Annotated in this window: 18 protein-coding genes and 1 pseudogene; 11 read left to right on the top strand and 8 right to left on the bottom strand. The window is 72.1% G+C overall.

Annotated elements, in window-relative coordinates; translation table 11 throughout:
* Nucleotides 1-39: 39 nt before the first annotated feature.
* The 4 genes and pseudogenes from ACFZB9_RS20290 to metG form a co-directional block, all read left to right on the top strand.
* A complete protein-coding gene (locus tag ACFZB9_RS20290; RefSeq protein ID WP_391448948.1) occupies nt 40-630 on the top strand; it encodes a hydrolase in 591 nt (196 codons plus the stop codon).
* Between the two features lie 295 nt (nt 631-925).
* Nucleotides 926-2863, top strand: a complete 1938-nt coding sequence (locus ACFZB9_RS20285; protein ID WP_391448946.1) for an LCP family protein — start codon at nt 926-928, stop codon at nt 2861-2863.
* Between the two features lie 93 nt (nt 2864-2956).
* Nucleotides 2957-3355, top strand: a complete 399-nt coding sequence (locus ACFZB9_RS20280; RefSeq protein WP_391448944.1) for a GntR family transcriptional regulator — start codon at nt 2957-2959, stop codon at nt 3353-3355.
* Nucleotides 3356-3437: 82 nt separating this feature from the next.
* Nucleotides 3438-5168: pseudogene (gene metG / locus ACFZB9_RS20275) on the top strand (methionine--tRNA ligase); the annotation flags it as partial.
* A gap of 72 nt (nt 5169-5240) precedes the next feature.
* Here the strand turns inward: metG and ACFZB9_RS20270 are convergent.
* Together ACFZB9_RS20270 and ACFZB9_RS20265 are read right to left on the bottom strand one after the other, a co-directional pair.
* The gene (locus ACFZB9_RS20270; RefSeq protein ID WP_391448943.1) at nt 5241-6110 is read right to left on the bottom strand and encodes an ABC transporter permease; all 870 of its coding nucleotides are present in this window, start codon (nt 6108-6110) and stop codon (nt 5241-5243) included.
* Complete coding sequence (locus ACFZB9_RS20265) at nt 6110-7114, bottom strand: ATP-binding cassette domain-containing protein (RefSeq protein WP_391448941.1); 1005 nt, start codon at nt 7112-7114, stop codon at nt 6110-6112. The genes ACFZB9_RS20270 and ACFZB9_RS20265 overlap by 1 nt, the downstream gene beginning before the upstream one ends.
* A 196-nt stretch (nt 7115-7310) precedes the next feature.
* Between ACFZB9_RS20265 and ACFZB9_RS20260 the strand changes: the two genes are divergently transcribed.
* Nucleotides 7311-8519 (top strand): cytochrome P450, encoded by a 1209-nt coding sequence (locus ACFZB9_RS20260; protein WP_391448939.1) that lies wholly within the window; start codon nt 7311-7313, stop codon nt 8517-8519.
* Nucleotides 8516-8752, top strand: coding sequence for a ferredoxin (locus tag ACFZB9_RS20255; protein ID WP_391448938.1), 237 nt, complete (start codon nt 8516-8518; stop codon nt 8750-8752). The genes ACFZB9_RS20260 and ACFZB9_RS20255 overlap by 4 nt, the downstream gene beginning before the upstream one ends.
* Before the next feature lie 54 nt (nt 8753-8806).
* On the opposite strand, the gene ACFZB9_RS20250 is transcribed toward ACFZB9_RS20255, so the two are convergent.
* On the bottom strand, nt 8807-10732 hold the full coding sequence (locus tag ACFZB9_RS20250; RefSeq protein WP_391448936.1) for a Xaa-Pro dipeptidyl-peptidase: 1926 nt from the start codon (nt 10730-10732) through the stop codon (nt 8807-8809).
* Between the two features lie 76 nt (nt 10733-10808).
* Nucleotides 10809-11081, bottom strand: coding sequence for a DUF1876 domain-containing protein (locus ACFZB9_RS20245; RefSeq protein WP_391448934.1), 273 nt, complete (start codon nt 11079-11081; stop codon nt 10809-10811).
* A 216-nt stretch (nt 11082-11297) separates the two neighbouring features.
* On the opposite strand from ACFZB9_RS20245, the gene ACFZB9_RS20240 reads away from it, so the two are divergent.
* From ACFZB9_RS20240 to ACFZB9_RS20225, 4 genes are all read left to right on the top strand, one after another.
* Complete coding sequence (locus tag ACFZB9_RS20240; protein ID WP_391448933.1) at nt 11298-11744, top strand: hypothetical protein; 447 nt, start codon at nt 11298-11300, stop codon at nt 11742-11744.
* A gap of 163 nt (nt 11745-11907) precedes the next feature.
* Entirely contained in the window at nt 11908-12603 is a 696-nt protein-coding gene (locus tag ACFZB9_RS20235) for a class F sortase (RefSeq protein WP_391448931.1), read from the top strand.
* A gap of 78 nt (nt 12604-12681) precedes the next feature.
* Nucleotides 12682-14274 carry an alpha-amylase family glycosyl hydrolase gene (locus tag ACFZB9_RS20230; RefSeq protein ID WP_391448929.1) on the top strand — a complete coding sequence of 531 codons (1593 nt, stop codon included), beginning with the start codon at nt 12682-12684 and terminating at the stop codon, nt 14272-14274.
* Nucleotides 14275-14360: 86 nt separating this feature from the next.
* Complete coding sequence (locus tag ACFZB9_RS20225) at nt 14361-15245, top strand: polysaccharide deacetylase family protein (RefSeq protein WP_391448927.1); 885 nt, start codon at nt 14361-14363, stop codon at nt 15243-15245.
* Between the two features lie 36 nt (nt 15246-15281).
* On the opposite strand, the gene ACFZB9_RS20220 is transcribed toward ACFZB9_RS20225, so the two are convergent.
* Nucleotides 15282-16100 (bottom strand): SDR family NAD(P)-dependent oxidoreductase, encoded by an 819-nt coding sequence (locus tag ACFZB9_RS20220; protein WP_391448925.1) that lies wholly within the window; start codon nt 16098-16100, stop codon nt 15282-15284.
* A 231-nt stretch (nt 16101-16331) separates the two neighbouring features.
* Between ACFZB9_RS20220 and ACFZB9_RS20215 the strand changes: the two genes are divergently transcribed.
* A complete protein-coding gene (locus ACFZB9_RS20215) occupies nt 16332-17201 on the top strand; it encodes a 3-hydroxybutyryl-CoA dehydrogenase (RefSeq protein WP_391448922.1) in 870 nt (289 codons plus the stop codon).
* 419 nt (nt 17202-17620) lie between these two features.
* On the opposite strand, the gene ACFZB9_RS20210 is transcribed toward ACFZB9_RS20215, so the two are convergent.
* The 3 genes from ACFZB9_RS20210 to pheS all read right to left on the bottom strand — a co-directional run bounded on the left by ACFZB9_RS20210 (nt 17621) and on the right by pheS (nt 22137).
* On the bottom strand, nt 17621-18352 hold the full coding sequence (locus ACFZB9_RS20210; protein WP_391448920.1) for a hypothetical protein: 732 nt from the start codon (nt 18350-18352) through the stop codon (nt 17621-17623).
* 126 nt (nt 18353-18478) lie between these two features.
* Nucleotides 18479-21016, bottom strand: a complete 2538-nt coding sequence (gene pheT / locus ACFZB9_RS20205; RefSeq protein WP_391448918.1) for a phenylalanine--tRNA ligase subunit beta — start codon at nt 21014-21016, stop codon at nt 18479-18481.
* Entirely contained in the window at nt 21016-22137 is a 1122-nt protein-coding gene (pheS, locus tag ACFZB9_RS20200) for a phenylalanine--tRNA ligase subunit alpha (RefSeq protein WP_391448916.1), read from the bottom strand. Before pheS ends, pheT begins: the two co-directional genes overlap by 1 nt.
* Nucleotides 22138-22151 lie beyond the last annotated feature (14 nt).

The raw sequence follows: 22151 nt of genomic DNA, 5'->3' as shown, positions 1-22151 counted from the left end.
GCGCCTGCCGAAACAACGCCCACCCAAGGAGTCACCCTCATGTCCGAGATCGCCTTCACGCCCGAGCCGACCATCGACCCCACCACCGCCCTGGTGCTGATCGACCTCCAGCAGGGCATCCTCGGCGCACCCACCGTCACGCCGGGGCCGGAGATCCTGGCCCGCGGGATCCGGCTGGCCGACGCCTTCCGCGCCAAGGGCCTGCCCGTGGTGCTGGTCCGGGTCACCTTCTCCGCCGACGGCGGCGACCTGCCGCCGCAGCGCACCCAGCAGGCCACCCCGGGCGGCTCCTGGCCCGCGAACTTCGCCGAGCTCCCGGCCGAGCTGGCCACCGGCGAGCACGACATCGTCATCACCAAGCGCCAGTGGGGCGCCTTCACCGGCACCGAGCTGGACCTCCAGCTGCGCCGGCGCGGGGTGACCCAGATCGTGCTGGCGGGCATCGCCACCAGCATCGGTGTGGAGTCCACCGCGCGGGCGGCCTGGGAGCAGGGCTACCACCTGACCTTCGTCGAGGACGCCACCACCGACATGAGCGCCGAGTCCCACCTGCACAGCTTCACCCGGATCTTCCCGCGGCTCGGCGAGATCGGCAGCACCGACGCGGTGCTCGCCGCACTGGGCTCCTGAACGCATCAATCGCCGGTGCCGCCAAGGTTTCTGACGGTACGTCAGATCCTTGGCGGCACCATGTTCGGACAACACCGCGGTGGGCCGGGTGGACTCCGGTCCCCGACACCGTCGGCGGCATGCCGGTCTCCGGGGCGGCGCTCCGAATCCGCTGAGTCACCACTGATGACCGCTCAGCAGCGGCCACCTTCACCACAATCGACCCTCATTAAACCGATGATCTCAAATTGATATAGTCTCCCGCCAAGCGCCCAGGGGGAGGACCTGGCACAGCCAGAGCTTGGTGGTCAACCGCATGACGTTCGACGGCAACGGCCCCACCGAGGGCGGAAATCCGGACGAGGGGCAGTACGGGCCGGACGGTGGTCCCGGTCCGACCGGCAGCCCCACCGGGGCTCCCACGCCCACCGGTGGCCGGGCCGCCGCCCGCAAGGCCGCCAAGTCGGGCCCGGGCCGCCGCACCGGCGGCCCGGACGCGCCCGCCGGCCAGGCCGGTGCGGGCGCCCCCGGCACCCCGCCGCCCGGCGGCCGGGCCGCCGCGCGCCGCGGCGCGGCCGGCGGCAAGCTCACCAAGGCCGCCAAGCGCAAGCGGATCCTCAAGTACACGGCCATGGGCGTGGGCTTCGTGGTGGTGGCCAGTGTCGGCGGTGGCTACCTCTACGTCCAGGAGCTCAACTCCAACATCCGCAAGGGCGCGCTCAACAACGGCGGCTCGGCCCTCGCCCCCGAATCCAAGCCCAACGCGGCCGGCCAGACCCCGCTCAACATCCTGATGATCGGCTCGGACGGCCGGACCAGCGCCGACGACTGCAAGCTCGGCGGCTCCTGCGACGGCAGCGCCCCGCACGCCGACACGGAGATGCTGGTCCACCTGTCGGCCGACCGCAGCAACGCCTCCATCATGAGCATCCCGCGCGACACCCAGGCGGACATCCCGACCTGCACCAACCCGACCACCAAAGCGGTCACCAAGGCCAAGCACGACATCATCACCGACAGCCTCAACGTCGGGGACGCCGGCTGCGTGGTGGACACCTGGGAGAAGCTCACCAAAATCCACATCGACCACTACATGATGGTCGACTTCTCCGGCGTGGTGAACATGGCCGACGCGATCGGCGGCGTCGATGTCTGCACCAAAGAGAACGTGATGGACTACCAGCCCTCCACGGACAAGCAGGGCGTCTTCCACCAGATCGGCTCGCACCTGGAACTGCCGGCCGGCACCCACTCGATCAAGGGCGAGCAGGCGCTGGAGTGGCTGCGCACCCGGCATGCCTTCGGCGACGGCACCGACCTCGGCCGCGCCCAGGCCCAGCACCTCTACATCAACTCGATGATCCGCGAGCTGAAGTCGGCCAAGACCCTCGCCAACCCGCTGAAGCTCAACGACCTCGCCCAGGCGGCCACCAAGGCACTGACGGTCGACAACGGCCTCGGCTCGGTGAACGCGCTGGCCTCGCTGGCGCTGGATCTCAACAAGGTGCCCACCAACCGGATCACCACGGTGACGATGCCGACCGTCTACCAGGACAACCCGGCCAACCCCGACGCCGCCTTCGTGGTGACCACGCCCGACTCGTTCAAGCTCTTCCAGATGATCGCGGCCGATGTCCCGCTGGACCGCAACGCCCCGCCGCCCACCGCGGCGCCGGCCGACCCCGCCACGAGCAACGCACCGGCGGCGGCGACCAGCACGCCCGCCCCGTCACCCTCGCCGTCGGCCGCGCCGGTGGAGAAGTCCGCGGTGCGGATCACGGTGCAGAACGCCAGCGGCGCCACCGGCCGCAGCACCGCGATCACCGACGCGCTCACCTCGCAGGGCTACACGCACGCCACGCTGGACCCCAAGACCGCCCCCAAGTCGCCCACCAAGCTGCTCTATCCGGCCGCCGAGCAGGCACAGGCCAAGGCGGTGGCCGCCGGCCTCGGCCTGCCCGACAGCGTGCTGAGCGAGTCCGCCGCGTCGGCCCACCTGACCCTGCTGGTCGGCACCGACTGGACCACCGGCACCAGTTGGCCGAGCGGCGCGGCCGGCGGCGGGGGCGCGAGCCCGGCCCCGAGCGCGGCGCCCACCGCGATGCCCACCGCCGCGGTGGCGCAGAACGCGCAGGACGACGCCAACCAGTGCATGGAGGTCAACCCTTCGCCGTACCACTCGTTCAAGGACGGGCAGCAGCACTACATCTACAGCTGGACCGGTTCGACCCCGCCGAATGTCCCGCAGCCCTGAGGCCGGGCGGGCCGCCCGGCCCGCCCGCCCGCTTGACGCTCGTTCGCATGGCGCGGCAGACTTTCACTAGTCCCCTAGTGATTTGGCGGTCCGATGATCGAGTACCTCATCGACCGGCGCAGCGGCGTGGCCACCTACCTGCAGATCGTGCAGCAGACCAAGCGCGCGCTGCGCCTGGGGGTGCTGCGGGCGGGCGACAAGCTGCCCACCGCGCGTGAGGTGGTCGAGGCCACCGCGATCAACCCGAACACCGTGCTCAAGGCCTACCGCGAACTCGAACGCGAGGGGCTGGCCGAAGGGCGCCGCGGGGTGGGCACCTTCATCCGCCGCTCGCTGCCGGACCCACGCGGCACCGCCGACCCCGCGCTGAGCGCCGACCTCACCGCCTGGGTCCGCCGGGCCCGCGCCACCGGCCTCGACCGCGAGGACGCCGCGGCGCTGGTCTCGCTGGCCCTGGAGCACGGCTACGCCGGGCCGCCCGAGGCCCTCTGAAGGGCTGCCCGACGGCAAAAGGCGGTGCGGGTGGTGCGGTACGGGCCGATAGACTGGCAGCACAGTTTCGCTCTACCACCAACATGAACGGGAGCATCCCAGGATGGCTCGACACCTGATCACCAGCGCGCTTCCCTATATCAACGGGATCAAGCACCTGGGGAACATGGTGGGGTCCATGCTCCCGGCGGACGTCTACTCCCGCTACCTGCGCCAGCGCGGCCACGAGGTCCTCTACATCTGCGCGACCGACGAGCACGGCACCCCGGCCGAGTTGGCCGCCAAGGCCGCCGGCCAGTCGGTGGCGGACTTCTGCGCCGAGCAGCACGAGGCGCAGAAGGCGATCTACGACGGCTTCGAGCTCTCCTTCGACTACTTCGGGCGCAGCTCCTCGCAGCAGAACCGGGAGATCACCCAGGAGTTCGCCCGCGAGCTGAAGGCCAACGGCTTCATCGAGGAGCGGGCGATCCGGCAGGTCTACTCGATCGCCGACGGCCGCTTCCTGCCGGACCGCTACATCGAGGGCACCTGCCCGCACTGCGGCTACGACAAGGCCCGCGGCGACCAGTGCGAGAACTGCACCCGCCTGCTGGACCCGACCGACCTGATCAACCCGCGCTCGGCGGTCAGCGGCTCCACCGAGCTGGAGGTCCGCGAGACCACCCACCTCTTCCTGCTCCAGTCGAAGCTGGCCGGCGAGGTCGAGGCCTGGATCGACGAGCACGGCAAGGACTGGCCGACGCTGGCCTCCTCGATCGCCCGCAAGTGGCTCACCGAGGGCCTCAACGACCGGGCGATCACCCGCGACCTGGACTGGGGCGTGCCGGTGCCGGCCGACACCTGGCCCGAGCTCGCCGCCGACGGCAAGGTCTTCTACGTCTGGTTCGACGCCCCGATCGAGTACATCGGCGCCACCAAGGAGTGGTCCGACGTCGACCCGGCCAACCGGGACTGGAAGTCCTGGTGGTACGAGGCCGATGACGTGCGCTACACCGAGTTCATGGCCAAGGACAACGTCCCGTTCCACACCGTGATGTTCCCGGCCACCATCATCGGCACCCGGGCGCCGTGGAAGAAGGTCGACTACGTCAAGGCCTTCAACTGGCTGAACTACTACGGCGGCAAGTTCTCCACCAGCCAGCAGCACGGCATCTTCACCAACGCCGCGCTCGAACTGCTGCCGGCGGACTACTGGCGCTACTTCCTGATGGCCAACGCCCCGGAGTCGGACGACACCAGCTTCAGCTGGGAGATCTTCGCCGCCACGGTCAACAAGGACCTGGCCGACACCCTGGGCAACTTCGTCAACCGGGTGCTCTCCTTCTCGCTCAAGCGCTTCGGCGACACCGTCCCGGCGGGCGAGGCGCCGGGCGAGGCCGAGCGGGCGCTGGGCGCCGAGATCGCCGGCCTGCTGGCCGAGTACCAGAACCACCTGGACACCCTGCAGTTCCGCAAGGCGGCCCAGGCGCTGCGCGCGCTGTGGAGCGCGGGCAACGTCTACCTGGAGACCAAGGCCCCCTGGCTGGAGATCAAGACCAACGAGGCCGGCGCCGCGCTCACGCTGCGCACCGCGATGAACCTGATCCACCTGTACGGGGTGATCTCGGCGCCGCTCATCCCGGGCACCAGCGCCGCGATGCGCTCGGTGTTCGCCTCGGCCAAGGCCGACCAGCCCGAGTGGGTGACCGCCGAGCAGGCCGCCGAGCTGGACTTCGTCGCGGCCGGGACCGGCTTCACCGTCCCGCCGGTGCTCTTCGCCAAGATCACCGACGAGGACCTGGCGGCCTGGCGCGAGCGGTTCGGCGCGGAGTAGCACTCCCGGCGGCGCACCGCCCGACGCGATCCCGGGGCCCGGCCACCGCACGGTGGCCGGGCCCCGGGCGTTTCAGGACAGCACCCGGCGCCTGAAGTTGCGCAGCCCCAGGCTCAGGAAGATCACGCAGAACGCGATCAGCACCGGGTAGACCACATACAGCTGCAGGTGCGCGGCGTCGGTCAGGCCTGCCCGCATGCCCTCGGCGATGTAGATCAGCGGGTTGATCAGCACCAGCGTCTGCAGCCAGTGGAACCCGCCGACCTGGACGGCACCCAGCTTGGTCCACTGGTAGTAGGTGCCGCCGAGGAAGACCAGCGGCAGCACGATGAAGCCGAACATCAGCCCGATGTTGCGCGGTTCGAAGGTGGTGCCGAGCACCAGCCCGAGCGAGGTCATGGCCAGGCAGGCCAGCGGGATCAGGGTGATCACCACCCACCAGTGCACCGACAGGTGCGCGTGCACTCCCGGCGCGTGCACCACCGCCGCGATCGGGAAGACCAGCACCGCCGAGATCAGCCCCTGGGCCGAGCCGGAGAGCACCCGGGCCACCGCGACCAGCCAGAGCGGGCAGGGCGCCTGCACCCGGTCCTCGATCTCCCGGGTGTAGCCGAACTCCTGGGAGAGCTGGATCGCCACCGACTGGATGCCCTGGAACATGATGGTGACCGCCACCACCCCGGGCACCAGCACGGTGGCGAAGTCGGACTCCCCGCTGCGGCCGCCGCCCGAGCCCACTCCCTGACCGATGGTCGGGAAGACGTACAGGAAGACGAAGACCAGCAGCAACGGCTGCATGACGGTCCGCCCGGCGAACTCGCCGAAGTTCTTGCGCAGCACCAGCAGGTCGCGCTTGATCAGGGCACCGAGCGCCGCCCGGGAGGCGGCGAAGGCCGAGCGCGGCGGGCGGACGCTGATCATGGGTACGGTCGTGGCGGTCATCAGTCCCTCAGCTCCTTCCCGGTCAGGCTGATGAAGACGGTCTCCAGCGTCGGCTCGGCCACCGACAGGTCGGCCACCTCGAAGCCGCCGGCCTCGGCCGCGCCCAGCACCCGGGGCAGCAGCCGGTTGGCGCCGCCCTTGACCTGGAGCTCCACCCCACCGGGCAGCAGCCGGGCCCGGTTGACCCCGGCCACCTCACGGCTCAGCAGCTCGGCCAGCGCGGCCGGCTCCCCCGCAGCGGACACGGTGACCACGGTGTCGGCGTCCACCGCCGCCTTGAGCGCGGCCGGGGTGTCCAGGGCCAGCACCCGGCCGTGGTCGATGATCGCCACCCGGTCGCAGAGCTGGTCGGCCTCCTCCATGTTGTGGGTGGTGAGCAGGATGGTCTGGCCGTCGGCGATCAGCTCGGCCAGGATCTCCCAGAGCGCGAGCCGACTCTGCGGGTCCAGCCCGGCGGTCGGCTCGTCCAGGAAGAGCACGGCGGGGCGGTGGTAGATCGCCCGGGCCACCATCAGCCGCTGGGCCATGCCGCCGGAGAGCGCGAAGACCGAGGCGTCCGCCCAGCGGCTGAGGTGGAAGCGCTCCAGCAGCTCGTCCGCGGTGCGCCGGGCGAGGCGGCCCGGCAGGCCGAAGAGCAGTCCGTGGAAGGTGAGGTTCTCCCGCACGGTCAGCGAGCGGTCCAGCGTGTTCTGCTGCGAGAGGACCGCGATGACCTGCTTGACCAGTGTCGAGCGGGCGATCACGTCGATCCCGCCGATCCAGGCCCCGCCCGAGGTCGGGATCACCCGGGTGGTGAGCATTCCGACGGTGGTGGTCTTGCCGGCGCCGTTGGGACCGAGCAGGCCGAAGAGCTCACCCCGGTTCACCACGAGGTCGAGCCGGTCCACTGCGGCGATCTCGCTCTTGGGATAGACCTTGGTCAGCGCCTCGGTCCGGATCACCGGGCCCGTCGCCTCGTCCGGCCCGGGCCGCCTGTCCGGCGCACCAGCCTGCTTCCAGGCCACTGGACACCTCGTTCCTGAGCCCTTCCTCCACGATGCGCCCGGGCCGGGCGGCCCGGCAAGCAGGGGCGCAGGGCGCTCTGCCGGCGCGCGCCCTGCGCACACCGCAGTGCGCCCCAAGTTGGCTCGTACGCCTCCTGGTTGACCTGAGCACAACCCCTTACCGTCGGTAGCGAGCCGCTAACGCCTGGAGGATCCCGTGTCCCTCGATCACCGTGACGCGCCCGCCGCCGAGCCGCTGATCCCGCTGCACTGCCTGCGCGCCCTGGAACCCGGACCGCCCACCCGCACCGAACTGCTCACCGGCACCCCGGTCTGGCTGGTGCGCCGGCACGCCGACGTCCGCCAGGTGCTCACCGACCCGCGCCTGGGCCGCGCCGAGCTCTACGCCCCGGACGCCCCTCGGCTGACCCCGTACCCGAACCTGACGGACGAGCCGGACGGCCTGCTCAACCTGGACGGCCCCGAGCACCAGCGCCTGCGCCGCACCGTGCAGCGGGCCTTCACGCCCCGGGCGATCGCCCGCTGGCGGCCCTGGGTGGCCTCGGTGGTGGAGGATCTGCTCACCGGCCTGACCGCGGCCGAGCACCCGGTGGACCTGGTCGCCGCCTTCAGCCGGCCGCTGCCGGTCGCGGTGATCAGCCGTCTGATGGGCCTGGACGGGGTCGACTTCGAACGGCTGGCGCACTGGAGCGACCAGGCGCTGGCCACCAGCGCCTACACCCCGCAGGAAGTGCGGACCGCGATGCGGGAGTTCGGCGCGTTCGCGGCCCAGCTGGTGGCCGAGCGCCGCCTCAAGCCGGGCGACGACCTGGTGAGTTCGCTGGTCCAGGCGGCCGACCAGGACGGCGAGGTGACGGAGCCGCAGATCGTCACCCTGGTCGTCGGGCTGGTGGTGGCCGGTCACGAGACCACCATCACCTCGCTCGGCAACGCACTGGTGTACCTGCTCGACGAGAACCGCCAGGCCTGGCACGAACTGGCGGGCAGCGAGCAGCAGGCGGCCACGGTGGCCGAGCAACTGCTGCGCGCGGTGCCGCTCGGCGACCGCATCGTCGCGCCGGGCCTGCTGCGCCGGGCGGTCGCGGACGTCGAGATAGGCGGGGTGCTGATCTCAGCCGGCGACGTGGTCGCCGCCGACACCTTCGCCGCCAACCACGACCCCGAGACCTATCCCGGCGACTGGCGCACGAACCTGTTCGACCAGCCGAACCCGCCGCACCTGACCTTCGGCGCCGGGCCGCACCACTGCCTGGGCGCCTGGCTGGCCCGGATGGAGCTGGAGCTGGCCCTGCACCGCCTGGCCCAGCGGCTGCCCGAGCTGCGGCTGGCGGTACCGACCGGCCGGATCGCCTGGCGCACCGGCCTGCTCACCCGCAGCCCACAGAGCCTGCCGGTGACCTGGTGAGCGCCGAGCAGGAGGTGGTGGTCTCGGTGGACCGGGCCCGCTGCGTGGGCACCGGGCTCTGTGCCGCCACCGCGCCCGCCGACCTCGAACTCGGCCCGGACGGCCGGGCCCGCCCGCGCCGGCCGCGCAGCGACGCCGTGGACGAGGTCACCGACGCCGCCGAGCTGTGCCCGATGGAGGCCATCGCCGTCCACCGGGCGGCCACCGGCGAGCGGGTCGCCCCGCTCTGGTGATCCGGTCGCTCCCTGGGCGGCGCCCCCTGAACCCGGGCGCCGCCCACCGGGTCGCTACCGGAAGTCCGCCACCTGGTGCGGCGCCTGACGGTGCGCCTGCGGCACGACCGCGGCCCGGGCCGTCGGCGCGGTGCCGACCGGCAGGTGCGGAGCGCCGCCGACCAGCGGCAGTTGGAGCGAGGAGTCGGCCAGGTCGACGCTGAGGGTCGGCTGGGTGTCCGGCGGGTCGATCAGCCCGTTGTCGGTGCCCGCCACGATCAGCGCCAGCCGGTGCCCGGCCGGCACCACATGGTCGGTGGCCGCCAGTTTCACGGTCATCCGGTACGGCGTGCCGGGCGTCAGCGCGACCGTGTGGTCCAGCCCCGCGTAGTGCCCCAGGTCCGCCCAGCCCCGGCTGAAGACGGTCGCGTCGACCTGCGTGGTGTCCGCCGCCGTGTCCAGGTAGCAGGCGCTGTCACCGGCCGTGCTCTCGCCCCAGCAGGAGCGGGTGGTCAGCGTGGTGATGCCCGCCCCGTCGGCCTGGTAGTTGCGGATGGTGGCCGGGCCGAGGTCCACCAGCACCGCGCTGAGGTGGGCGCTGCTGGTGCTCGGGGTCACCGTCAGGCTCACCGAGCCGCTGCCGGACAGCCGCAGGTCCTTGGTGAGCACCCCGGTGGTGAAGGCCGTCTTGTCCGGGGTGACCTGGTCGACCTGGGCCGCCCAGGCGTTCTCGTCCTGGCTCGGGTCGTCGGTGAAGGAGACCGTCCCGCTGTTCGAAGAGCCGCCCAGGGTAGCGGGGTTGAGGTGCACGGTGCTCTGCACGGTGCCGGGCGCGGGCCAGGTCGCGTCGGTGGACCACTGATCGGGGGCCCGCTCGATGTCGGCCATCGGCGCGTTCTGGATCCCGTTGTCCACGCCCATCAGATAGTGGTCGAACCAGCTGTGCAGAGTGTCCACCCAGTCGCTGCGCCGGTAGTCGAACGGGTCGACGTGCCCGGTCTGGGAGAGCCAGATCTTGCGCTGCACCCCGTTCGAGGCCAGCGCGTCCCACCACTGCCCGAAGTTGACGGTCCGGACGTTGAGGTCCTGCATCCCGTGCACCACGAAGACGCTGGCCTTGACCTTGGCCGCGTTGGCCACGTAGTCGCGCTGCTGCCACAGCGGCGTCCAGTCGCCGTCGTAGGGAGCGCCGGCCGCCAGCGTGGACTGTTCGGCCGCGCAGGTGCTGGTGGTGGCCGGGTCCTCGACCAGGCTGGACAGGTCCGCGGGGGTGCCGCCGTACAGCGGGGCGCCCTCGGAGCGGTAGTAGTCGTACCACGAGCTGATCGCGGAGATCGGCACGATCGTCTTGAGGCCCGCGACCCCGGTGGCCGCCACGCCGTTGGCGATGGTGCCGTCCCAGGACTTGCCGATCATGCCGACCGAGCCGTTGGACCAGCCGGCCTTGACCGCGCTGCCGCCGCTGCGGGCGCTGTAGCCGGTGGCCCGTCCGTTCAGCCAGTCGATCACGGCCTTCGCACTGGTCACATCCGAGGTGCCGCCGACGTCCACGCAGCCGTCCGAACGGTTGGTGCCGGCCAGGTCGACCAGCACGACGGCGTAGCCGCGCGGCACGAAGTAGTTGTCGTAGTAGAGCGGGAACTGGACCGGATGGCCCTTCGCGTCATAGGTCTTGACCTGGTCCTCGTTGCCGCGCCCGCAGCATTTGTAGTACGGGCTGGCGTCCATGATCACGGGTATCTTCCGGCCGGCCGCCGCCGGTTCGCTGGGCCGGATGATGTCGGCGGCCACCCGGTCCCGGTGGCCGTTGCCCTCCCCGTCCAGGCCGGTGTCGACCCAGACGGTCTCCCGGACGGCGTTGGCATAGGAGTACACGGGCTGGCTGACACCGTTGTGGACGGTGCCGGCCCAGGCCGCGCCGGCAGGGGCGAGCAGCGCGGCGGCGAATGCGAGCAACACGGTGGCGAAGGCGGCCACCGGACGGATGCGGTGAGATCTCACAAGCGGAGACCGTACCCAGTCATGTCCATGTTGATTCGTCAGGTACAGAACAGAACGGCGCCGCCGCGCCCGCGCCCTACATCAGGGGATAGCTCGGCACCGCACCGAGTTCGTCGATCTCCAGATGGGCCTTGTCCAACAGCTGACGGGCCAGGTCCTGCAGGGCCCGGGCGGCCGCGACCTCCTCACCCACCCGCAACTGCTCCGGATCGGCGGGGTGGCGGCTGGTGTCGCCATGGGCCCGCAGCTCCCGTCCGTCCGGCAGTCTGACCATGGCCGCCGCCCTGGTGTGGCTCTCCTGCTCGGCGAACTCCAGCTCGATGTGCCAACCGACCAGCGTCTGTGTCATCACCGTCACCTCCAGCGCTCCCCTCCAGGATGCACCCGCCCGGCCTCACCCACCGTGAGCGGAAAACCGACGCTGCGAACCGATCGTCACACGTTCGCACGCTGTGTAGTGGCACGGTCACCTGACGCAGCGGACGGTGGAGCATGCACCCCCGGATGTTCCCCAGGCCGACGGACCGTCGGCCCGTCCGTCGTGCGGTGCGAAGGGAATTCACTCATGCGTCGTGTATGTCACCTGGCCGCTGCCACCCTCTCCGCTGCCGCGCTGAGCCTGGCCGCCCCCGCCGTCGCCTTCGCGGACACCAACCCCGCCGCCCACGGCGGCCGTCCCGCGACCTCCTCGACGAGCACGTCCACCACCGACGACGAGAAGAAGGCGGAGGACGGCTACAAGAAGGCCGACGACAAGAAGGCCGATGACAAGCGCGGCGAGGACCGCGACAAGGACCGGGACAAGCGCTGGGACGGCAAGGACAAGGACAAGGGCAAGGACGAGGACAAGGGCAAGGACGAGGACGGCCGCCGCCCGCACGGCGGCGTGCACACCGGTGGCGGATTCGCGGCGCTGAACAGCGGCAGCGCGGTCACCGGCGCGGCGCTGCTGGCCGGCGGCATCGGCGTGGGTGCGCTCGCGCTGCGCCGCCGCCGGCCGAGCGAGTACTGAGCGACCGCTCCCCGCACGCGCCGTGCCACCGCCCTGTCCCCGGCGGTGGCACGGCGCGCGGGGTGCTCGCCGCCCCGCGTCCACCCTCGCCCCGCACCGCGTCCGCCCCCCGCTCCGCACCGCCCAGCGCTGCCCCGCCCCCGTCTCGCAGAAAGGTCCCGCCATGGGCAACCACGCCGACCCGAACGGTGACCCGCCCGCCACCGATGCGCTCAGCCGCCGGCGCCGCAGCGTGCTGTTCGCCGCCGTGGGCGCCTGCCTGCTCGGCCTGGTCATGATCCGCCACTCCGGCTCGCCGCCCCCGCTCCCGCCGCAGACCAGAGCCGTCGCGGCCGCCTCGCCCAGCGCGAGCGCGAGCGCCTCCCCCGTGCGCCGTGCCCCCGCCCGTGTGGTGCCCGACGCGCACCCCGTCCGGCTGACCATCCCGATCATCGGCGTCAACGCCCCCTTCACCGGTCTGGGGCTGGGACCGGGCGGGGTGCTGAACCCGCCGCCGCCGAACGACACCAACCTGGTCGGCTGGTACCAGGCCGGCACGGTGCCGGGCAACAAGGGCACCGCGATCGTGCTGGGCCACGTCGACACCAAGACGGCGCCCGCCGTCTTCTGGAGCCTGAGTTCGCTCACCAAGGGCGTCACCCTCGACATCGCCCGGGACGACAAGGTGACCGCCTCCTTCACGGTGGACAGCGTCGAGGTCTTCCCCAAGGACCAGTTCCCGGACGACCGGGTCTACGGCAAGGCCCCGGACGCGCAGTTGCGGCTGATCACCTGCGGCGGCGTCTACGACCGCAAGCGCCGCGACTACACCGCCAACGTGGTGGTCTTCGCCCACCTCACCGGGTTGCGGGAAACCTGACCGGATCGGCGGACAGCGCAGGCCCACGCCGCTACGCTGGCGGCTTCTCGCGGTACCCCCACCGAGGAGGAGCAGGCCATGGCCCCCCTGAGCGCCCGTCAGCCCGCCGTCCCCAGCTGGCTCGCCGACGCCGTCCTCTACCAGATCTACCCGCAGTCCTTCGCCGATTCGAACGGTGACGGCATCGGCGACCTGCCCGGCGTCACCGCCCGCCTGGACCACCTGGCCGCCCTCGGGGTGACGGCCCTGTGGCTCAGCCCGTGCTTCAGCTCCGAGTTCGGCGACGCGGGCTACGACGTGGCCGACTATCTGACCATCGCCCCGCGCTACGGCAGCAACCAGGACCTCGTCGAGCTGGTCCGGGCGGCCGGCGAGCACGGCATCCGGGTGCTGCTCGACCTGGTGCCCGGTCACACCTCGCACCGCCACCCGTGGTTCCGGCACGCCGCCCAGGACCCCACGGACGACCGCTACATCTGGTCCGAGCGGATCACCGCCCCGGTGCACGAGTGGATCCCCAACCAGGGCCGGCGCGGCGGCTTCTACCGGGCCAACTTCTATCCGATCCAGCCCGCCCTCAACTTCGGCTACGCCCGGCCCGACCCGGCCGAGCCCTGGCGCAGCCCGGTGGACGCGCCGGGCCCGCGGGCCAACCGGGCCGCGCTGCGCGAGGTCATGGCGCACTGGTTCGACCTCGGGGTGGCCGGCTTCCGGGTGGACATGGCCGCCTCGCTGGTCAAGGACGACCCCGGGCACCTGGAGACCGCCAAGCTCTGGGGCGAGATGCGCGGCTGGCTGGACCGCGAGTACCCCGACCGGGTGCTGATCGCCGAGTGGGGCGACCCGGCCCGCTCGGTCCCCGCCGGGCTGCACGCGGACTTCTTCCTGCACTTCGCCGGGCGCGGGCTGCGCTCGCTGTGGGACAACGGCACCGGCAGCCAGGGCAGCTGGGCGCACGGCGAGCCCTGCTACTTCGATCCGGAGGGCGACGGCTCGATGGCCGAGTTCCTGACCGCCTGGCGGAGCGCCGAGGCCGCGATCGAGGGACGCGGACTGGTGGCCCTGCCCACCGCCAACCACGACTTCTCCCGGCTGGCCTGCGGCCCGCGCACCCGTGAGCAGCTGGCCTGTGCCTTCGCCTTCCTGCTGACCTGGCCCGGCCTGCCGGTGATCTACTACGGCGACGAGATCGGCATGCGCTACGTGCCCGGCCTGCCCGACAAGGAGGGCAGCCAGTTCGGTACCGAGGCGCGCCAGGGCTCACGCACTCCGATGCAGTGGGACCAGGGCCCGGGCGCCGGCTTCTCCGGCGCCGCCCCCGCCGACTTCTACCTCCCGCTGGACCCGGACCCGCAGCGCCCGGACGTCGCCGCCCAGCGGCTGGACCCCGACTCGCCGCTGGGCCACGTCCAGCGGCTGATCCGGTTGCGCCGCGACACGCCCGAGCTCGGCACGGGCTGCGCGGTGACCGCGCTCAGCGACGGCTACCCGTTCGCCTACCTGCGCGGTGAGCGCCATCTGGTGGTGGTCAACCCGCGCCGCGCGCCGGCCGAGCTGGCCCTGCCGCAGCTCGCGGGGCGTGTGGCCGAGCCGCTGCTGGTCCACGGGGTGACGGCCGAGGGCGCGGCGGTGCGCGCCCGGGGGTTCTCCTACGGGGTCTTCCGGCTCTGACGCAGCGTCACCAACCGGGCGGCTCGCGGCCGACGCGGCGTTCGCCGGCTCGCACGGCGATTCGTCCCTCTTTATGCTGGTGCGCGATGAGTGTGAACCGCCGCAGCATCCTGCGGACCACCGCCCAGCTGGCCACTCTGACCGCGGCCGGCGGCCTGCTCACCGGCTGCGGCCAGGAGGCCGCCACCGGTGGCGGGGCCGCCGCCTCGGAGCACCCGGCGCACCCGAGCCCCACGCCGGGCGCCCCGACGGTGCTGACGCCCAACCGGATCCCGGCCGCGACGCCCAGCGCCGCCGTGAGCGGCGCACCGTCCGCCGAGAGCGCCGGCGCTTCGCCCAGCGCGCCGGAGCAGCCGCCGCTGGCCGCGAACACTCCGGCCGAGGTGATCAGCGGGCCGTCCGACCGCCCGCAGGTCGCGCTGACCTTCCACGGGCAGGGCGACCCCCGGCTGGCCACCGCCCTGCTGACGGCGGCCGAGCAGCACGGCGCCAAGGTCACCGTGCTGGTGGTCGGCAGCTGGCTGGACCAGCAGCCGCAGATGGCCAGGCGGATCCTGGACGGCGGCCACGAGCTGGGCAACCACACCCTCAACCACCTGGACATCTCCTCGCTCTCGGCGGACCAGGCCTATGCCGAGATCGCCGGTTGCGCGGACCGGATCAAGGCGCTGACCGGCTCGATCGGGCGGTGGTTCCGCCCCTCGGCCGCGCAGTTCGCCACGGCCCGGGTGAAGGCCCAGGCCCGCAAGGCCGGCTACGAGCACTGCCTCTCCTACGGCCTGGACCCGCGCGACTACGCCGACCCGGGTGCGGAGGTGATCCAGCGCCGGATGCTCGGCTCGATCAAGCCCGGTTCCATCGTCGCCCTGCACATGGGCCACCAGGGCACGGTGGACGCGCTGCCGGCCGTGCTGGAGGCGCTCCAGCAGCGCGGCCTGAGCGCGGTGACGGCCAGCCAGCTCTGCTCCTGACCCTGCCTCTGGACCACGACTACGGTGGGTCCCCACTCAGGCCAGCGGATCGCCCGGGCCGTACGGGCGCAGCCGCAGGGTCCGGGCGTCGGCCGCCCGGATCTCGGCGGCCTGCGCCACCAGCGACTCCAGGTTGTCCTGCCCGGCGTGCAGGAACCGCCCGTGCAGGGCGTCGAACCGCCCGCGCGCGGTGTCCACCGCGATCGCGGCCAGATAGGGCAGGCTGTTCCACTCCTTCATCCCGGCGAACCGCGGCATCCTGGCCGTCATGTCGGTGGGCGAGGGCCCCGGGCTGATGTCCAGGACCACCACGCCGTGCGCGGAGAGCGAGTCGGAGATGTTGCCGGAGAGCTGCAGCAGCGCGCCCTTGGAGGTGGCGTAGGCGGTGTAGTTGCTGTCCCGGCCCACCGCGAGGCCGGAGTTGAGGTTGAGCACCCGCCCGCGTCGGCGCGCCACCATGCCGGGCAGCACACAGCGCAGCATGTTGGCCGGGCCGCGCAGGTTGACCTCCACCACCTGCCACCACTGCCCGAGGTCCGCCTCCCAGAACGGCACCTCGGCCTGGTCGATCTGCCCGGCGTTGTTGACCAGCAGGTCCACCGGCCCCAGGTCCCGCTCGACGCTGCGCACCGCCTCGCGCACCGCGCCGGGCCGCGCCACGTCCGCGGGCACCGCGACGCCCCTGGCGCCGATCCGGACACAGGCCTTGAGCGTGTCGGTGAGCGTCTCCCGGGTGCGGCCGAGCAGCCCCACCGCCATGCCCTCGGCCGCCAGGCCCAGCGCGATCGCCCGGCCCAGCCCCCGCCCCGCACCGGTGACCAGTGCCACCTGTCCCGCCAGCGAACCGCCGCGCATCGCAGCTCCTCTGCCCCGTACCCGCCGATGAGCCCACGGCCCCGTCCTGTCGGACAGCATGGTGGCTGCGCGGGCCCGGCCCCTTCGACCACACGGGCGGGAGAGCGCGGCTCATGCGAACGGCGTAGCCGTTCTCCAGGGGTCCGCGACCGGACCGCTACCGACAAGTAGTAACGTCGGGTAGCACGGGTGGCGACCCCGCCCCGCTGGTAACTCGGAAAGGCAAGTTGAGTGAGCGACATCGCGCGCGTCGGAGTGGTCGGCTGCGGACTCATGGGATCGGGCATCGCCGAGGTCTTCGCCCGGGCAGGGCTGGACGTGCTGGTCTCGGAGGCCACCGGCGAGGCCCTGGAGCTGGGCCGCACCCGGCTGACCAACTCGCTGGAGACCGCCGTCAAGCGCGGCAAGCTCACCGAGGAGCAGCGTGAGCAGGCGCTGTCCCGGCTGAACTTCACCACCGATCTCGCCGACTTCGCGGACCGTGACCTGGTGGTCGAGGCGGTCGCCGAGCGCGAGGACATCAAGATCCAGATCTTCCAGACCCTCGACCAGGTGGTGCGCCGGCGCGATGCGATCATCGCCTCCAACACCTCCTCGATCCCGATCGTCAAGCTGGCGGCCGCCACCTCCCGCCCCGAGCAGGTGATCGGTCTGCACTTCTTCAACCCCGCCCCCGTGCAGCGCCTGGTCGAGGTGATCCCCACCCTGACCACCTCCGCCGAGACCACCACCCGGGTCGAGACCTTCGCCATCCAGGTCCTGGACAAGGAGCCGATCCGGGCCCGCGACCGGGCCGGTTTCGTGGTCAACGCCCTGCTGGTCCCCTACCTGCTCTCCGCGGTGCGGATGTTCGAGTCCGGCGTGGCCACCGCCGCTGACATCGACAAGGGCATGGAGGCCGGCTGCGCCCACCCGATGGGCCCGCTGCGCCTGTGCGACCTGATCGGTCTGGACACCATCGCCTCGATCGCGGACTCGATGTACTCCGAGTACAAGGAGCCGCTGTACGCGGCCCCGCCGCTGCTCTCCCGGATGGTCGACGCGGGCCTGCTCGGGCGCAAGTCCGGGCGCGGCTTCTACGACTACTCGGCCGGCGTCTGAGCTGCCCGACCCGCGAACGAACCGCAGGACGCGACGGAGCCCGGGGGCGTGGCCTGCCCCCGGGCTCCCTGGTGCCGCCCAATTGCTCACACCGGCACGTTGAAGAGTGCGGATCATCTTGAAACCGACGCGTTCTACCGTTGAACTACCGAGCCATGGAGAGCGGCGCAGGCGGGATTCGAACCCGCATTCGTCGATGTTCGTCCGCACCCGGTCGATCCGGTGTTCGGCGGCGAATGCTGAGACTGGAGCGAGAGTCTGAGATTGACGAGGCTGCCTCTGCCTGCTTGGGCTACCCCGGCAGGTGGTGCCGGGAGAGGGATTCGAACCCCCACGGGGACCTCGGTATCAGCTTCAACATCAGTGTCAGCTTGCGCTCTTCAGCGCACCCCCCGCTCGCACGAGGGGCGATCATGAGGCTACCGGAACAGGTAGCCGAATACCGCGTCACCCACCCGCTGGTCGGTGACCTCGACGCCGTTGGCCTCCTCGCGGGCGAACTTGACGGCCTGCTGGAGCTTCTCGACCCGCTCCTGCAGCTCGTTGACCCGTCGGGCCGGCAGCGCGCCGGAGAACTTCACCGTGGTCCAGTAGCCGACCGGGATGTCCTCGTAGTAGACCTCGACCTGCGCCGGGTGCTTCTCCGTGGCCTCGGCCTTCACGTGGTTGCGCGGCACCTTCTTGGTGCGGATGGTGCGCACCGCATCGGTCTTCCAGGAGTCGGTGGACGGGTCCAGGTTCCAGGACTCCGCCGCGTCCAGCACCGGCAGCTTGCGCACGAAGGTGAACAGGTCGGTGAGCTGCTTCTCCAGGAAGAGCAGGTAGGGCACCGGCACCTGGGCGAGCAGCACCTGTCCGTCCACCACCACGTCGGCGGCCGCGCTGCGGTTGGCCCAGTCCTTGGTGGCCGTGACGTCGAACAGCCGGGTCAGCGTCGCCGCGGTGGCCCGCATGATGTCCTCGGCCTTGACCTGCACCCGGGTGGACTCGGGCGGCAGTTGCTCGCCCTCCTCGTCCTTGGGCTGGTAGGTCCGGGAGATCCCCGCCAGCAGCGCGGGCTTCTGCAGGTCCTGGTGGGCCTGGGTCAGCTCCTGGAACGACTTGGACTTGACGCCCTTTTCGACGGCGATGATCTGATTCAGCTTCGGCACGCCGCAGACGCTAGCAGGCCGAACGCCCATGCGACCAAGGGGTTTTTCCACCGGCCCAAACGGCGGGAGCCGGTGGCCACCTGGCCACCGGCTCCCGCCGCAACGCCCTGCCGCAACGCCTGACCGCTACGCCCCGCGCAGCACCGCGCCGGTGCGCGCCAGCGCGGTGGCCACCGCGCTCTCGCGTGCCGCCGAGGCCTCGTCGGCCGTCAGCGTGCGGTCGGTGGCCCGGAAACGCAGCGCGTAGGCCAGCGACTTCTTGCCCTCGCCCACCTGCTCACCGGTGAAGACGTCGAACAGCCGGATCGCCTCCAGGAGTTCGCCCGCGCCCTCGCGCAGCGCGGCCTCCACCTCGGCGGCCGGCACCGCGGCGTCCACGATCAGCGCCACGTCCTGGGTGGCGACCGGGTAGCCGGAGACCGTCGGGCCCTCGACCGTCCGCTCGCCGTCGGCGCTCAGCAGGTCGAGGTCGATCTCGGCGACCGCGGTGCGCTCGGGCAGGTGCAGCGCCTTGACCACCCGCGGGTGCAGCTCGCCGGCGTGGCCGACCACCCGGTCGGTGCCGGCCACCAGCAGCTCGGCGCAGCGGCCCGGGTGCCAGGGCGCGTACTGGCCCTGGCGGACCGTCAGCTCCACACCGGCCGCGCGCGCCACCGTGCGGGCCGCCTCGACGGCGTCCGCCCAGCTCGCCTGCTCGCCCTTGCCCCACCAGCCGGAGGGCAGCCGCTCCCCGGCCAGCGCGACGGCCACCCGCAGCGGCTGGCGCGGCAGCGCGGCGTTCAGCGCGGCGATCTCCTCGTCGCTCGGCCGGCGGTCGACCGCCGGCCGGGGGGCGACCTGCTGCTCGGCCTCGGGCAGGAAGACCAGACCGGTCTCGAAGAGCGCCAGGTCGGTGTTGCCGCGCCCGATGTTGCGCCGCAGCGCGCCGAGCAGGCCCGGCAGCAGCGTGGTGCGCAGCGCCGGCTCCTCGTCGTTCAGCGGGTTGACCAGCTTGACGGTGCGCCGGCGCACGTCGTCCGCGTCCAGGCCCAGGCCGTCGAAGGCCGCGGCACCGAGGAACGGGTAGTTGTGCACCTCGGCGTAGCCGGCACCGGCCAGCGCCACGCCCACCCGGCGGTGCCGGCGCTGGGCGGCGGTGAGCCCCTGGCCCGGCGGCACGGTGGGCATCCGGACGGGGACATTGTCGTAGCCCTCCAGCCGGATCACCTCCTCCGCCAGGTCGTTGGGGTCGGTCAGGTCGGGGCGCCAGGTCGGCGGGGTGACCTCCAGCAGGTCGGCGCCCGCCACCGAGCAACCCACCTCCTGCAGCCGGCGGGTGACGGTCTCGCGGCCGTACACCATGCCCGCCACCCGGTCCGGCAGGTCCGCCGCGATGGTGATGGTGCGCACCGGGTGCGGGGCCGCGATGTCGGTGACCCCGGCCTCGGCGGTGCCGCCGGCGATCAGCACCAGCAGGTCGACGGCGCGCTGCGCGGCCGCCCGGGTGGCCTCCGGGTCCACGCCGCGCTCGAAGCGCTTGGAGGCCTCGGAGGGCAGCTTGTGCCGCTTGGCGCTGCGGGCGATGGCCACCGGGTCGAAGTGCGCCGCCTCGATGATCACCTCGGTCGAGCCGGTGACCTCGCCGGTCTCCGGGTCCACCACGGGGTCGAGGATCTCGGTGGAAGCGCCGCCCATGACCCCGGCCAGGCCGATCGGCCCGGAGTTGTCGCAGATCAGCAGGTCCTCGGTGGACAGTTCGCGCTTGGCGCCGTCCAGCGTGGTCAGCCGTTCCCCGGCGAGCGCGCGGCGCACCTGGATCGGACCGTCCACCCGGCTGCGGTCGTAGGCGTGCAGCGGCTGGCCGACCTCCAGCATCACGTAGTTGGTGATGTCGACGGTCAGCGAGATCGGGCGGACGTGCATCTTCTGCAGGCGGCGCTGGAGCCAGATCGGCGACTTGGCGCCCGGGTCGATGCCGGTCACGGTGCGGGCCACGAAGCGGTCGCAGCCGACCGGGTCGGCGACCTTGACCAGGTAGCCGAAGGAGTTGGCCGGCGGCACGTCGAGCAGCGCCGGGTCGGCCAGCGGCAGCCCGTACGCGGCGGCGGCCTCGCGGGCCACCCCGCGCATCGACAGGCAGTAGCCGCGGTCGGGGGTGACCGCGATGTCCAGCACCTCGTCGACCAGCTCCAGCAGCTCGATCGCGTCGGTGCCGGGCTCGTAGTGCGAGGGCAGCACGATGATGCCGGCATCCTTTTCCCCGTTCGGGGCGGCATCGCCCATGCCGAGCTCGCGGGCCGAACAGATCATGCCGGCCGAGGTCTGGCCGTAGGTCTGCCGCGCGGCGATCGGGAACGGGCCGGGCAGCACGGCGCCGGGCAGCACCACGACCACCTTGTCGCCGACCGCGAAGTTGCGGGCACCGCAGACGATCTCCTGCGGCTCGCCGGTGCCGTTGGCGTCGCCGACGTTGACGAAGCAGTGCCGGATCGGCTTCTTGAAGCCGGTCAGCTCCTCGATCGACAGCACCTCGCCGACCACCAGCGGACCCTTGAGGTCGGCGCCGAGCTGCTCGACGGTCTCGACCTCGAGGCCCGCCCGGATCAGCTTCTCGGCCAGCTCCCGACCGGTCACACCGGCGGGCAGGTCGACGTACTCGCGCAGCCAGGAAAGCGGGACGCGCATCAGATCTCCATCCCGAACGGGAGAGTGAAACGCACGTCACCCTCGACCATGTCGCGCATGTCCGCGACGTTGTGACGGTTCATCAGGATTCGCTCCAGGCCCAGGCCGAAGGCGAAACCGCTGTAGCGCTCGGGGTCCACCCCGGCGGCGATCAGCACTCGCGGGTTGACCACGCCGCAGCCGCCCAGCTCGATCCAGCCCTCGGAGGAGCAGGTGCGGCACGGCGCGTCCGGGTTGCCCACGCTGGCGCCCCGGCAGACGAAGCACTCCAGGTCCACCTCGGCGCTCGGCTCGGTGAACGGGAAGTACGAGGGCCGCCAGCGCAGCTCCAGCTCGTCCCCGATCAGCTTGCCGACCAGCAGCTCGATGGTGCCCTTGAGGTCGGCGAAGGTGATGCCCTCGTCCACCGCGATGCCCTCGACCTGGCGGAAGACCGGGGTGTGGGTGGCGTCCAGCTCGTCGGTGCGGTAGACCCGGCCGACCGAGACGGCGTACAGCGGCGGCTGCTTGTCGAGCATCGCGCGGATCTGCACCGGCGAGGTCTGGGTGCGCAGCACCAGGCCCGAGTCGGGCGAGCCGTCGCCGGCCGCGACGAAGAAGGTGTCCTGCATCGAGCGCGCGGGGTGGTCGGGGCCCAGGTTGAGCGCGTCGAAGTTGAGCCACTCGGCCTCGACCTCGGGACCCGAGGCGATGCTGTAGCCCATCGCGACGAAGGTGTCCTCGATCCGCTCGGCCAGCGTGGTCAGCGGGTGCCGGGCACCGCGCGGGGCGCGGTCGAAGGGCAGCGTGACGTCCACCGCCTCCTCGACCAGCACGCGCGCGTCGCGCTCGGCCTCCAGCTCCGTCTGACGCTTCGCCAGCGCCTGGTTGACCGCGCCGCGGGCCTGGCCGATCAGCTTGCCGGCCGCGGCCTTGGCCTGCGGGGGCAGCGCGCCGATCTCGCGGTTGGCCAGCGAGAGCGCGGAGCGGTCGCCGGTGTGCGCGACCTTGGCCTGCTTCAGCTCCTCCAGGCTGGTGGCGGCGGCGAAGGCCGCGACGGCCTCGTCCCGGGCACGCTCGACCTCTTCCGGCTTCAATGCCTCAACCTCTACCGGGTCGTAGGACTTGTTGGGTGCCGACATCTCTATCTTTCCCG

Origin of the sequence: Kitasatospora sp. NPDC008050 (genome assembly GCF_042957465.1) — a bacterium.
Taxonomy (GTDB): Bacteria; Actinomycetota; Actinomycetes; order Streptomycetales; family Streptomycetaceae; genus Kitasatospora.
The sequence above is the reverse complement of the archived record's forward strand: the minus strand, read 5'-3'. Positions and strand labels throughout refer to the sequence as shown.